The following is a 12,939-nucleotide window of genomic DNA, read 5'->3' as shown; positions in this document are numbered from 1 at the left end:
CTTCCGGGCCTCTCCCCTAGCTCAGTGCCAGCTCTCGCTAGCTTTTCTCTACGTAGCGCAGCGATCGCAGTCCGCGCTCAAGGTGCCAGTGCAGGTAGGCCGACACCAGCCCGTTGCCCTCCCGGACGAACCGTGCCTCGCACGTGTCCGCCGTCTCCCAGTCTCCGGTGAGCAGCGCACCGAGCAGGACGAGGGCCTGCGGTGAGGGTACGACGCTGCCCGGTACCCGGCAGTCGACGCAAACCGAGCCGCCCGCACCGACGGAGAAAAACCGGTTGGGACCGGGCATTCCGCACTTCGCGCAGTCACCGAAGGTGGGTGCGTAGCCGTTGACCGCGAGCGAGCGCAGCAGGAACGCGTCGAGCACGAGGCCCGGCGCGTGCTCTCCGCGGGCGAGCGTGCGCAGGGCGCCGACGAGGAGCAGGTACTGCTGCACCGCGGGTTCGCCCTCGTGGTCGGTGAACCGTTCCGCCGTCTCCAGCATCGCGGTGCCGGCCGTGTACCGCCCGTAGTCCGTCACGATGCCGCCGCCGTACGCGGCGATGGTCTCGCTCTGCGTGCACAGCGGGAGTCCGCGGCCGATCAACTCGCTGCCCCGCGCGAAGAACTGCACGTCGACGTGTGAGAAGGGTTCGAGGCGGGCCCCGAACTTGGACTTGGTGCGCCGCACACCGCGGGCGACGGCGCGCACGCGGCCGTGGTTGCGGGTGAGCAGCGTGATGATGCGGTCGGCTTCGCCGAGTTTCTGGGTGCGCAGCACGACGCCGTCGTCCCGAATGAGAGTCATCGCGCGCCCTCGCGCTTCTCATCGTCGTCGCGGAACAGGCTCATGCCTCTCATTGTCCCTTACGGACGGAGCCCGTTTGCGGGAACGGGGGCAGGGGTGCGGTCGGATCCGCCAGCCACGCGCGCCCGCGCGAGCGCACCGTCTCACTCAGGCCCCCGCTCAGGTCCGCCACCGTCACGGCCCGCAGCGACTCCCGCCAGGCCCGGTCCGCGTCGTACATGACCTGCGCCACTCCGCACGGACCCGTGCACCGCTCGGGCGGGATGGCGCACGCGCCGCGCTGCCGGATCTCGCCGCAGACGAAGGCGGGCGCGGAGCCCTCGACCGCCTCCACCACGTCGAGCACGGTGATGTCCTTCGGGTCGCGGGCGAGCCGGAACCCGCCGCGCGGCCCGGATGTGGCGGTCAGCACACCGGCGGAGGCAAGGGACTTGAGGTGCTTGGCGAGGTACGCCTCGGGCAGCCCGTAGTACCCGGCGAGCGTGGAACGGCGCACGGCGGCGCCGGGCGGCGCCTGCACGAGGAGCACGCAGCAGTGCACGCCCCACTCGACGCCCTGCGACAACTTCATGGGACCCGAGGCTACCCTTCCATCCACTTGATGGATATTCAATGTCCATGATACCGATGGGCCTCATGGCTGACATCCGGATCGGCACCACCATCCGCAGCACCCCCGAGCAGGAGGACGCCTCCGCCGGCCCCTCCCCCGCCGACCGCCGCATGCTCGCGGTCGCGCTCACCGCCACGTTCATGGGGAGCTTCGACCTCTTCGTCGTGAACGTCGCCACCGAGGCGCTCCGCGCGGACCTGCGCGCGAGCGACGCGGCGCTCGAACTCGTCGTGTCCGGCTACGCGTTCGCGTACGCGGCGGGGCTGATCACGGGCGGCCGGCTCGGGGACCGGTTCGGATACCGGCGGACGTTCGTGGCGGGCATGGTGGCGTTCACGGTGACGTCACTGCTGTGCGGGCTCGCGCAGGGGGCCGGGGAGCTGGTGGTGGCGCGGATGACGCAGGGGCTCTCGGCCGCGGTGATGGTGCCGCAGGTGCTGTCGCTGGTGACGGCCCGCTTCCCGGCGGCGCACCGGGGCCGGGCCACCGGCTGGAACGGGGCGGTCGCGGGCCTCGGGTCGATCGCCGGTCAGCTCCTCGGCGGCGTACTGCTTCAGGCGGACGCGTTCGGGCTCGGCTGGCGGGCGGTGTTCCTGGTGAACGTCCCGGTGGGGGTGGTGGCCTCGATCGCCGCGTGGCGGATGCTGCCGGGCCAACTGTCCGGCCCCCGGCGGCAGTTCGACGTGCCCGGCGCGCTGGGTGTCACCGCGACGCTGGCCCTGCTCCTGGTTCCGCTGTCACTCGGCCGGGACGAGGGGTGGCCGCTGTGGACGTGGTTGTGCCTGGCGGCGACCGCCCCCGTCGCGTGGGCGACGTGGCGGTGGCAACGAACCCTGCGAGCACGCGGCGGGGAACCGGTCCTCAACCCGGCCCTCTTCCGCAACCGTCCGTACCTGACCCTCGTCGCGGGCCTCGGCGCCTTCCAGCTCTACTTCGGCGCCTACATGTTCACGCTGGCGCTGCTGCTCCAGGCGGGCCTCGGCGCGAGCCCGCTCACGGCCGGCGCGGTGTTCGTCCCACAGGCGGTCACGTTCACCACGGGTTCGCTGCTCAGCGGGCGGCTCACGGCGCGGCACGGGGTGCGGTGGCCGGTGGCGGGCGGGGCGCTGGTGGTGGCGGGCCTGGCCCTCGCCGCGACCCAGCTCACGGTCTCCGCCGGGACGATCACCCCCTGGGCCCTGACACCCGCCCTCCTCGTCAACGGCCTCGGCAACGGCCTGCTGATGCCGCCGATCATCGGCGCGGCCCTGTCACGGGTGACACCCGGGACGGCGGGCTCCGCGTCCGGGATGCTCAACACGGCACAGCAGGCATCGAGCGCCCTCGGCGTCGCACTGCTCGGCACGCTGTTCTTCACGGTGTCCGGGGACGGACTGCACCGCGCGCCGGCCGGGCTGACGGCGGTGTGCGCGGTGTCGGTGGGACTGGTCGCGGTGGCGGCCGCGCTGATGTGGACGGCGGGACGGTGGGGCCAGAGGTCTGGTTGACCGGCGAGGGGCCCACGGCGATTGTCCAACAGGCTGTTGGACAACCGACTCCGGCCCGGCGCCAAGGCCGTCCGCTGCCCGCCTGGACTGCACGCTCAGGGCACCTCGCCGCGACTGCGCGCGTTCTCGTACGCCGTCGCGGCGCTCACCCGCTCCCCCGTCGTCGCCACGCGCAGCACGTCCGGCGGGCAGTCCCACTCGCGCCCGCCCCCGAAGGGCCGCAACTGTACGTACGGCCCCTCGTGCCCCATCACCCGTCCCACCTGACCCGTGCTCGTGTCGACCGCGTACGAACCGATCGGCGGTTTCATGGCGTTGCGCTCCTGTCGTCCGACCTTGCGAGGAGTACGGCGGCGAGCCGGGCCGCCGCGTCAACCGAACAACGCCCCAATTCCACCAAGGGACACGGGGCACTCCGTGCGATTGACCCGGGATCGAGGCCGAGCGAGGGCAGCACAATTCCCGCCCCGGCGAGTGCGGCTCGCAATGTCTCCACCATTTCCTCGGCTTCCTCCACGCACAGCGCGGCGTGCTTCGATTGTCCCGTCACGTGGCTCCCCTGCCTCATTGGATTTCACGCTTTGCGTCTCCACGGTGGGGCGTTGTCCCTACAGTGGGGAGAGGTCTGCGCACTACAACTGCGCGGCTTGACTTGGGGGTTGGCCATGGCCAAGGGTTCGCGCCAAGCGGCGTGGGAGTTCTTCGGGGTGGAGCTGAAACGGCGCCGCGAGGACGCGGGGCTGACCCAAGTGGAGTTGGGGATACGGGTATTCGTTTCCGGGGGCTACATCGGCCAATTCGAACAGGCAATTCGCAAGCCGCAGTTGGATGTAGCCCGCAGGATCGACGAGTCACTGCAAACCGACGGTATTTTCGAGCGGATGTGGCGCAGCTTGATCGACGACCATCGCTACGCGGGGTATTTCGTGGAGGTGGTCGAGCTTGAGCGCTCGGCCACAAAAATCTGCGAGTGTGCGACGAGCGTGGTTCCGGGCTTGTTGCAGACAGCCGGGTACGCGCGGGCCGTCACCCTCGCGGCAAACCCGTTCGTCACCGACGAGTACGTGGAGGAGAAGGTCGCCGCCCGCCAGGAACGGGCATGCATCCTCCGGGACGCTACACGGCCTGAGTATTGGGTGACGCTGCACGAGAGCGTGCTGCGCCCACCCGTGGGCGGTGCCGTCGCAATGGCCGAGCAGCTGGAGCACATCGCGGAGTTGATGCGGCAGCGGGTCGTGTGGATGGCGGTGATCCCGTACGAGGTCGGGGCGTACGCCTTGATGGCAGAGGACCTACGGCTCATGGAGTTCGATGACGCCCCGCCGGTCGCCTATACAGAGACCGCGTTTTCGGGAACGCTCATCGACGATCCGGCCGTGGTGAAGCGTGCGCAGCGCGCTTACGATCTGGTCAGGGGCGCCGCGCGACCACCGGAGGCGTCCCTGTCCTTGATCGAATCGGCGGCGGAGGACCACAGACGATGCGCGAGTACGACCTGAGCAACGCCCGCTGGCGCACAAGCAGTTACAGCAACGGCGAGGGCGGCAACTGCGTCGAGGTCGCCCACGGCTTCGTCGGCGCCGCCCGCTGGCGCAAGTCGACGTACAGCAACGGCCAAGGCGGTGACTGCCTCGAAGTCGCCGACGGAGTCCCCGGGATCGTGCCCGTCCGGGACTCCAAGGTCAGCGACGGCGACGTCGTGGTCATCGGCGCGGCCGCGTGGTCCGCGTTCGTTGCGGGAGCCAGGACGGCGCCCTGAGCCGGGCGGCACCCCGCGGAGCCTGGACGGCGACCCGAGTCAGGGCGCTCGCAACAGCCCTGGCAAAGGACCTCGCCCCGGCCATCAACGCACGCCCCCTGACGGGCAATTAAAGCCCCTGCGGCGATTGAGCAGCGGGGTCCGGGGCGGAGCCCCGTGACGTGGAGCGCGCCGCACCGTCGGGGCCCCGCTGCCCAACCGTCGGAGACGCTTCGCACAGCACCATCGCCAGATCGTCCCGCAGAGGCCCACCCGTGTGCGCGGTCACCTCCGCGTACAACTGGTCGAGGGCCTCCCACGGCAGGGCCCGGGACAGCGCCCCGTGGGCGCGCTCCAGGAGCGGGAACTCCGTGCCCTGCGCGTCCCGCGCCTCCACGAGACCGTCCGTGTAGAGCAGCAGCCGGTCACCGGACTGCAGCCAGTAGCGGGACTGGGCGGGCGCGCACCCGAGGCCGAGGGGCAGCGAACAGGTCACCGGCGTGAGGAACTTGGGGCGGGCGCCCCACCGCAGGGGCGGTGGGTGACCGCAGTTGACGAGCCTGACCTCGCCCGGCGCGAACTCGGCGAACACCGCCGTGACGAAGTCCTCCGGGCCGAGCACGGGGGCGATGCGGGCGTCGAGCCGCTCGGCTAGTTCCGTGAGGTCCGCGGTGACGTAGGCGAGGTCACGGAACCCGTCGGCGACCGCGGCGTTCACACACATCGTGTCGAGCCCGTGCCCGCGTACGTCCCCGGTGAACACCCGCAGCCCGTACGCCGTGTCCGCCACCACGTAGACGTCACCGCCGACCGTGGCCGAGGCGACCGCGCAGTGGTGGCGGGTGTGCACGTCGATGTCCCCGAACCGCGCCTCGATCGGGCGCAGAAGTGCCGCCTGGGCCGCCTGCGCGACCTCGCCGAGCCGGCTCAGGCCGGCCGAACGGGCCGCGGACGCGCGGGCGATGTGGATCGTCACGAAGCCGCCGACCAGCAGCACGCCGTACTCGAACGCGAGCTGCGGACCCGCGACGGCGTGCCCGACGACGCCCACCGTCACCGCGAGGGCCAGGGCCCACGCGGCCGTGGTGAGCGTGGCCCGCGTGCCGAGCCGCGCGCAGGCCAGGAGGGGCCCGATGAGCAGGGCCGCGACAGCGGGGTGGGCGGGGTGCCAGATGCCGGCACAGGCCGCCAGCGCGGCGCACAGGACGAGAAGGACGCCACACAGTATGCGGGCCCCCCACCGACTTCGTAACATCCCTCGACCTCGCCGCCCCTGACCAGCCCCGCCTGGATGAACGGCTCACTATGGCCCAAAGGGCCGACACCCACGCACCGTTGAATCGCACCGGACCGGTACGGACCGGAACTGGTCACTCTCCGTCGCCTTCCGTCGCTTTCCGTCCGGTATCCGGAGCCAAGGCGCGCAGTAAGCACTCACCTCGGCGGATCCCAGCGGTTCGGCACGCCGGACGGAGCAGACTGTGACCGTGGAGATGCTGCCCGTCGAGGCCACCCAGTTCATCGGCCGTGAGGCCGAACTCACGTACCTGGGACAGGAGTTGAGTGACCACCGGCTGCTCACACTCACCGGCGTGGGCGGGGTCGGCAAGACCCGGCTCGCCGCGCGCCTGGCCCTGCGCTCGGGCCCGCGCGTGGCCGACGCGGTGTGCTTCGTGCCGCTCTCCCCGCTGCGCGATCCGGCGCTGCTCGGCAACGTACTCCTGGAGGAGCTGCGGCTCGCCGACAACTCGAACGAGGCCGCCATCGACGTCGTCGCCCAGTGGCTCGCCGACAAGCGGGTGCTGCTCGTCCTCGACACGTGCGAGCACCTTCTGGACGACTGCGGCCGCCTGATCCGCAAGCTGCTCGACATCGCGCCGGGGCTTCACGTCCTCGCGACGAGCAGGCAGCCGCTGGGGCTCGCCGACGAGCACCGGTTCATGGTCGCGCCGCTGCCCGTCACGGCTGAGAGCGACGACGGGCGGCCCGGCGACGCGGTCGCGCTCTTCGCCGACCGGGCGGCGCTCGCTTCGCCCGGCTTCCGGCTCGGGCCCGGTGAGCGGGACGTCGCGGAGGCCGTCTGCCGCCGCCTCGACGGCATCCCCCTCGCCATCGAGCTGGCCGCCGCCCGGCTCGCCGAGCTCCCCCTGGAACGACTCGGCTCCCTGCTCGGCGACCGCCTGGACGCGCTGGCCGCCTCGGACGGACACCCCGGCCCCCCGCGCCACCGCACGCTGCGCGCCACCATCGGCTGGAGCCACGAACTGTGCACGCCGCTCGAACGGCTGCTGTGGGCGCGCCTGTCCGTGTTCACCGGCGGCTTCGATCCGGCGGGCGCACGGGTGGTGGGACACGGCGGGCCGCTCGGCGAGGGCGCGGTGGCCGAGGCGCTCTCCGGTCTCGTGGCCAAATCGCTGGTGCGGCGCAGGCCCGGCGGGCGCTACGACATGCTCGACACGGTCCGCGAGTTCGGGGCGTGGTGGCTGAAGCAGCTCGGCCCCGAGGAAGTGACGGAGGCGCGGCGCAGGCACCGGGACTTCCACCTGGAGCTGGCACGGCGGGCGGACGCGGGCTGGATGGGGCGCGAGCAGGAGCAGTGGTACGAGCGTCTCGTCACCGACCACCCCAACTTCCGTGTAGCGCTCGACTTCTGCCTGGAGACCCGTGACGGGCCGGCCGCCCAGCAGCTCTGCGGACACCTGTGGATCCTCTGGTTCCCCTGCGGCTTCGCCCGCGAGGGCCGGCGGTACGCGGAGGCGGCGCTGGCGCTGTCCGACCGCCCGGGGCCCGAGTATCCGCTCGGCCTGTGGGCCAGGGCGACGGCGGCGCTCTCGCAGGGCGACACCGAGACGGGGCTGAAGGTGGCCGGGATGTTCCGCGAGCGGACCATGCCGCACCCCTCCCCGGCCCAGGAGATGGCGGCGTCCTATCTGGAAGGTACGTCACTGTGCCTGATGGGCCGCCTGGCCGAGGCCGCGGACGTCCTCGACGCCGCCCCCGACACCCGTACGTACACCGGCCCCTATGAGGCCGCCTGGTTCGTGGCGACGGCCTGCCGCTCGCTCGTCCACGTCATGTCGGGCGAGTTCACGGACGCCGCCGTGGTGGCGGCCAGGCTGGTCGACGAGTGCGACCGGCGCGGCGAACAGTGGTCGCGCGCCTGGGCAAGCTGGACGGCGGCCCTCGCGGCGAACGGACAGGCCCGCCCCGACGAGGCGGCGCGGCACGCGCTCACCACCATCGCGGGCAAGTCCCGGTTCCGCGACCGGGTGGGCGTCGCCGTCGCGATCGACGCGCTGGCCGCCTCGCTGAGCACGCTCGGCGAGAGCCGCCGCGCGGCCAGGCTGCTCGGCATCGGCCAGCACGTGTGGCAGAGCCTGGGCCGCCCTCAGCTCGGCTCCCCCGACCTCGTGGCCACGCGGCACCGCACGGAGCAGCACATCCGGGAGACGCTCGGCGACTCCACGTACGAGTCGCAGTACGCGGCCGGCCTGGACATGGACACCGCGGACGGCATCGCCTACAGCCTGGCCACGGAAACCGGTGTCGACACCGCCTGACCGCGCCCCTGCCCCGCTACGCTCGCCCGCATGATCACAGGAGCGCACACGATCCTCTACTCCTCCGACGCGGACGCCGACCGGGCCTTCCTCCGGGACGTACTCGGCTTCCCCTACGTCGACGCGGGAGGCGGCTGGCTGATCTTCGCAGCCCCACCCGCCGAGATCGCGGTCCACCCGACGGAGGGCGCCCCCAAGCACGAGCTGATGCTGATGTGCGACGACGTGGAGCGCACGATCGCCGAACTGACGCAGAAGGGCGTCGAGTTCACGACCCCCGTCCAGGACCTCCGCTGGGGCCGCCTCACGTCCCTCCGCCTGCCGAGCGGCACCGACCTGGCCCTGTACGAGCCCCTCCATTCAAGCCCCTGCGGCGATTGAGCAGCGGGGTCCGGGGCAGAGCCCCGATCTTTTGAAGCCCCGCCGGCGCTTGAGGCGCGGGGTCCGGGGCGGAGCCCCGCGACCGCAACCACGGCTCAGCTGGGCGTCCGCGAGGCCGCGACCAACAACTCGCCCACCTCATCCGTGCACAGCATCAACGCGGCGCCCACCGTCCCGAGCACATCCCGCTCCCCCACCGAATACACCCCATCCGCCAAAGCGATCCTCGCCCCCTGAAGCAGAATCGATTCCCGCCCCGCCGGAGCAAGATGCTGCGCGAGCGGATCAAGCGCCTCGTGCAGCTCTATGGCAAGCCCCGCCCCCGCCCCGCACTGCTCGGCCACCCGCCCCGCATCGGTCATCAACGCCTCGACGAGCGCGGCCAGTTGCTCCTCGCAGGAGTCCTCGAACCCGGCCTCCCGCAACGTACCCACCGCGGACTCCAGCGCCAGCGGCGACGTACCGCCGCCCGCGAGCACCGCGAGCACCACCGTGTGCACGGCGTCCCGCAGCATCGCCGAGAAGCGGTGCGTGGTCGGGTGGTCGAGCGCGTCCGTGCCGAACCGGCCCTCGCAGGCCGCGCATTCGACGACCGGGCCCGCCTGCCCGCGCGGCACGACAGGAACACCGAGCAGCACCAACCGGCGTTTCCCGGTCCGCCGTTGGTAGTTGCGATCGCCGCCACACCCCGGACAGAAGAACTCACCGTCGCCCACGGTGGTCCATATGGTGTGCACCCCGAACACCCGCGAGAGCCCGGTCAGTCCCATGCGTCCATGATTCGGCAGCACGTCGCACACCTCCCGTCGTGGCGCCGCATCATCGCGGCGTTGGCGTGATGTTAGCCACATTGTTGATGCGGCGTCAGTACCTTGGTCACGCCGAGGTCACGGAACTTCTCGTTCCTGGCCTGGATACGACACGGCCCCGCACACCCACAAAAGGCGCACGGGGCCGAGAACCCGCAGGTCAACTACCTCAGCGGGTGGCCCGGTTGACCGCCGAGACAACCGCCTTCAGTGACGCACGTGTCGTATTCGCGTCGGTGCCGATGCCCCACAGAACCTTGTCCCCGATGGCGACCTCGATGTACGAGGCGGCGACCGCGGAGGCGCCCTCGCTCATCGTGTGCTCCTGGTAGTCCAGGAGACGGGCGTCGATGCCGATGCCCTGCAGGGCGTGGAAGAAGGCGGAGATGGGGCCGTTGCCGGTGCCCACCAGGACCTTCTCCTCGCCGTCCACCTCGGCCTCGACGGTCAGCGTGTCGACGCCGTCCGTGTCGGTCGTGGTCTGGCCCGTCTTGACCTGGATGCGGCCCCACGGGTTGTTCGGGTTCGGCAGGTACTCGTCCTGGAAGACGCTCCAGATGTCCTTCGGCGTGACCTCGCCGCCCTCGGCGTCCGTCTTCTGCTGAATGACCTTGGAGAACTCGACCTGCATACGGCGCGGCAGGTCCAGGTTGTGGCCGTCCTTGAGGACGTACGCGATACCGCCCTTGCCGGACTGCGAGTTGACCCGGATGACGGCCTCGTAGGAGCGGCCGACGTCCTTCGGGTCGATCGGCAGGTACGGGACCGCCCACTCGATGTCGTCGACGGTGACGCCCTTGGCGGCCGCGTCGGCCTCCATGGCGTCGAAGCCCTTCTTGATGGCGTCCTGGTGGGAGCCGGAGAAGGACGTGTAGACCAGGTCGCCCACGTACGGGTGGCGCGGGTGGACCTCCATCTGGTTGCAGTACTCCCACGTGCGACGGATCTCGTCGATGTGGGAGAAGTCGATCTGCGGGTCGACGCCCTGCGAGAACAGGTTCATGCCCAACGTGACCAGGTCGACGTTGCCGGTGCGCTCGCCCTGCCCGAACAGGCAGCCCTCGACGCGGTCGCCGCCCGCCATGACGCCCAGCTCGGCGGCGGCGACGGCGGTGCCGCGGTCGTTGTGCGGGTGGATGGACAGGCAGACGTACTCGCGGCGCGACAGGTTGCGGGACATCCACTCGAAGCGGTCCGCGTGGGTGGACGGCGTCGAACGCTCCACCGTGGCGGGCAGGTTGAGGATGATCTCGCGGTCCGGGCCCGGCTGGTAGACGTCCATGACGGCCTCGCAGACCTCCAGGGCGAACTCCAGCTCGGTGTCCGTGAAGATCTCGGGGCTGTACTGGTAGCCGAACTTCGTCTCCGGGCCCAGCAGCTTCTCCGCGTACTCCATGACCAGGCGCGTGCCGTCGACGGCGATCTGCTTGATCTCTTCCTTGGAGCCGCGGAAGACGACGCGGCGGAAGACCGGCGCCGTGGCGTTGTATAGGTGCACCGTGGCGTTCTTGGCGCCCTTCAGGGACTCCACGGTCCGCTCGATCAGGTCCTCACGGGCCTGCGTCAGTACGGAGATCGTGACGTCGTCCGGGATGGCGGCCGGGTCCTCGATGATCGAGCGTACGAAGTCGAAGTCCGTCTGCCCCGACGCGGGGAAGCCGACCTCGATCTCCTTGTAGCCCATCTTGACCAGCAGGTCGAACATCGCGCGCTTGCGGGCCGGCGACATCGGGTCGATCAGCGCCTGGTTGCCGTCGCGCAGATCCGTGGAGAGCCAGCGGGGGGCGGTGGTGATCCGCTTGCCGGGCCAGGTGCGGTCCGGGATGTCGACCTGGTCGTACTGGCCGTACTTGTGGATCGGCATGCTGCTGGGCTGCTGGCGGTTTGCCATGATGCGTGGGCTCCTCGGAGGTGGCCTTGAAGGCGGCCGACGGCGCAACACCAAACTCCGCGGGGAGGGAGCCGGCCTTGTCTACAGGCCCTCGCCGCGGCAGCTAAGGAGAAGCAGCCCGAATCGCATAGTGCTCCGCACCTTAGTCGAGTCCCGCCCGCCGCGAAGACCTGTATCAGTATGCGGGACCGCGGACAGGTAACGGGTAAGAGGTGATCAATACCTCTATTTCGCTAATCATGGTGGCAGGTAGTGACAGCGGCATCACCCGGTGCCAGATTGCCTCGCATGACCGCAAATCCAACGGGGAGCCCACAGGGGTTCGAACCCGTTTTCTGCACCATCGTTCCGCCCCACATCCTCGACAAGGCAGCTCAGAGCGAGGACTCCGCGATCGCCACCAAGGCGCGCCGCTCCCTGGAGCGCGACGCCTTCGAGCGCACGCAGCGCCGGTTGACGACCGTCATCGGCGCACCCTCCGTCGCCCCGCCCGCGGGCATCACGGGCCAGAAGCCGCACCGCACCATCTACGACGCCCGGCACCGCACGGAGCTGCCGGGGCGGAAGGTGCGCGGCGAGGGGGACAAGCCGGGCAAGGACGCGACCGTCAACCGCGCGTACGCGGGGCTCGGCGCGACGTTCGAGCTGTACATGGAGAAGTTCTCCCGCTACTCGATCGACGGCAACGGCCTGCCGCTGAACGCGACGGTGCACTACTCCGAGGACTACAACAACGCCTTCTGGAACGGCGAGCAGATGGTGTTCGGCGACGGTGACGGCGAGATCTTCCTCGACTTCACCATCCCCGTCGACGTCATCGGCCACGAGCTGACCCACGGCGTCACGCAGTACACGGCGAACCTGACGTACTTCGGTCAGCCCGGCGCCCTGAACGAGTCGGCGTCCGATGTCTTCGGCTCGCTGATCAAGCAGTACACGCTCGGCCAGACCGCCGCCGAGGCCGACTGGCTGATCGGCGCGGGCCTGCTCGCACCGCGCGTCACCGGCGTCGCCCTGCGCTCGATGAAGGCGCCCGGCACGGCATACGACGACGATGTGCTCGGCAAGGACCCGCAGCCGGCCGACATGGAGCACTTCGTGAAGACGGGCCGTGACAACGGCGGCGTGCACATCAACTCCGGCATCCCCAACCACGCGTTCTACATCCTGGCCGAGTCGCTCGGCGGGCACGCGTGGGAGCGGGCGGGCCAGATCTGGTACGACACGCTCACCGGCGGCGAGCTCAAGCAGGACTGCCTCTTCGTCGACTTCGCCAAGGCCACGGTGAAGGCGGCGCAGGCCCGCTACGGCGGCGGCGAGGAGTACCAGTCGGTGCTCAAGGCCTGGGAACAGGTCGGCGTTCCTACCCAGTAGGCGCGGGTTGGAGTAGACAGGAACCCATGCGTATTCACGTAGCGCGCACGGGCGGATTCGCCGGCATCGACCGGCACGCCGAGGTGAACACGGCGGGCCGGTCCGATGCCCACGAGTGGCACGCCCTGGCCGAGAAGGCGCTGTCCTCCGGCCGGACCACGCCCCCGATAGGCGTCCCCGACAGCTTCAGCTACACGATCACGGTGGACGACACCACGGTCTACTGCGCGGACCCCCGCCTGACGGAGGAGCAACGCAGGCTGATCTCCCGGGTGTTGAAGGAGGGCGCCTAGTTCTTC

At 70.6% G+C, this 12,939-nt stretch carries 13 protein-coding genes; 7 read left to right on the top strand and 6 right to left on the bottom strand.

Going from position 1 to position 12,939, the window contains the following annotated elements; genetic code table 11:
- Window positions 1-37 precede the first annotated feature (37 nt).
- Both recO and ACIRHA_RS35010 read right to left on the bottom strand, forming a co-directional pair.
- Window positions 38-787, bottom strand: a complete 750-nt coding sequence (gene recO, locus ACIRHA_RS35015) for a DNA repair protein RecO (protein ID WP_266719843.1) — start codon at window positions 785-787, stop codon at window positions 38-40.
- A 49-nt stretch (window positions 788-836) separates the two neighbouring features.
- On the bottom strand, window positions 837-1,358 hold the full coding sequence (locus ACIRHA_RS35010; RefSeq protein ID WP_403854239.1) for an RrF2 family transcriptional regulator: 522 nt from the start codon (window positions 1,356-1,358) through the stop codon (window positions 837-839).
- Between the two features lie 65 nt (window positions 1,359-1,423).
- Here ACIRHA_RS35010 and ACIRHA_RS35005 point away from each other — a divergent pair, with 65 nt between their 5' ends.
- Window positions 1,424-2,887, top strand: coding sequence for an MFS transporter (locus ACIRHA_RS35005; RefSeq protein ID WP_403854237.1), 1,464 nt, complete (start codon window positions 1,424-1,426; stop codon window positions 2,885-2,887).
- Window positions 2,888-2,982: 95 nt separating this feature from the next.
- Here ACIRHA_RS35005 and ACIRHA_RS35000 read toward each other — a convergent pair whose 3' ends face one another.
- The gene (locus ACIRHA_RS35000; RefSeq protein WP_403854235.1) at window positions 2,983-3,198 is read right to left on the bottom strand and encodes a hypothetical protein; all 216 of its coding nucleotides are present in this window, start codon (window positions 3,196-3,198) and stop codon (window positions 2,983-2,985) included.
- Window positions 3,199-3,552: 354 nt separating this feature from the next.
- Here ACIRHA_RS35000 and ACIRHA_RS34995 point away from each other — a divergent pair, with 354 nt between their 5' ends.
- Both ACIRHA_RS34995 and ACIRHA_RS34990 read left to right on the top strand, forming a co-directional pair.
- Complete coding sequence (locus ACIRHA_RS34995; RefSeq protein WP_403854233.1) at window positions 3,553-4,386, top strand: Scr1 family TA system antitoxin-like transcriptional regulator; 834 nt, start codon at window positions 3,553-3,555, stop codon at window positions 4,384-4,386.
- The gene (locus tag ACIRHA_RS34990) at window positions 4,368-4,646 is read left to right on the top strand and encodes a DUF397 domain-containing protein (RefSeq protein ID WP_403854231.1); all 279 of its coding nucleotides are present in this window, start codon (window positions 4,368-4,370) and stop codon (window positions 4,644-4,646) included. The genes ACIRHA_RS34995 and ACIRHA_RS34990 overlap by 19 nt, the downstream gene beginning before the upstream one ends.
- Window positions 4,647-4,755: 109 nt before the next feature.
- Here ACIRHA_RS34990 and ACIRHA_RS34985 read toward each other — a convergent pair whose 3' ends face one another.
- Window positions 4,756-5,880 (bottom strand): PP2C family protein-serine/threonine phosphatase, encoded by a 1,125-nt coding sequence (locus ACIRHA_RS34985; RefSeq protein WP_403854229.1) that lies wholly within the window; start codon window positions 5,878-5,880, stop codon window positions 4,756-4,758.
- A gap of 226 nt (window positions 5,881-6,106) precedes the next feature.
- Between ACIRHA_RS34985 and ACIRHA_RS34980 the strand changes: the two genes are divergently transcribed.
- The gene (locus ACIRHA_RS34980) at window positions 6,107-8,185 is read left to right on the top strand and encodes an ATP-binding protein (protein ID WP_403854227.1); all 2,079 of its coding nucleotides are present in this window, start codon (window positions 6,107-6,109) and stop codon (window positions 8,183-8,185) included.
- Window positions 8,186-8,215: 30 nt separating this feature from the next.
- A complete protein-coding gene (locus ACIRHA_RS34975; protein ID WP_403854225.1) occupies window positions 8,216-8,566 on the top strand; it encodes a VOC family protein in 351 nt (116 codons plus the stop codon).
- 95 nt (window positions 8,567-8,661) lie between these two features.
- On the opposite strand, the gene ACIRHA_RS34970 is transcribed toward ACIRHA_RS34975, so the two are convergent.
- Both ACIRHA_RS34970 and leuA read right to left on the bottom strand, forming a co-directional pair.
- Window positions 8,662-9,357, bottom strand: coding sequence for a TerB family tellurite resistance protein (locus ACIRHA_RS34970; RefSeq protein WP_403854224.1), 696 nt, complete (start codon window positions 9,355-9,357; stop codon window positions 8,662-8,664).
- A gap of 187 nt (window positions 9,358-9,544) precedes the next feature.
- Window positions 9,545-11,266: a 2-isopropylmalate synthase gene (leuA, locus tag ACIRHA_RS34965; RefSeq protein ID WP_403854222.1), complete on the bottom strand. Its 1,722-nt coding sequence runs from the start codon at window positions 11,264-11,266 to the stop codon at window positions 9,545-9,547.
- A 288-nt stretch (window positions 11,267-11,554) separates the two neighbouring features.
- On the opposite strand from leuA, the gene ACIRHA_RS34960 reads away from it, so the two are divergent.
- Entirely contained in the window at window positions 11,555-12,640 is a 1,086-nt protein-coding gene (locus tag ACIRHA_RS34960) for a M4 family metallopeptidase (protein ID WP_403854220.1), read from the top strand.
- 26 nt (window positions 12,641-12,666) lie between these two features.
- Window positions 12,667-12,933 (top strand): protealysin inhibitor emfourin, encoded by a 267-nt coding sequence (locus ACIRHA_RS34955; RefSeq protein WP_403854218.1) that lies wholly within the window; start codon window positions 12,667-12,669, stop codon window positions 12,931-12,933.
- Window positions 12,934-12,939: the final 6 nt, after the last annotated feature.

This window comes from Streptomyces sp. NPDC102360 (assembly GCF_044766085.1).
In the GTDB taxonomy this organism is placed as follows: domain Bacteria; phylum Actinomycetota; class Actinomycetes; order Streptomycetales; family Streptomycetaceae; genus Streptomyces.
Note: the sequence above shows the minus strand (reverse complement) of the source record. Positions and strands in the feature narration are given on the sequence as shown.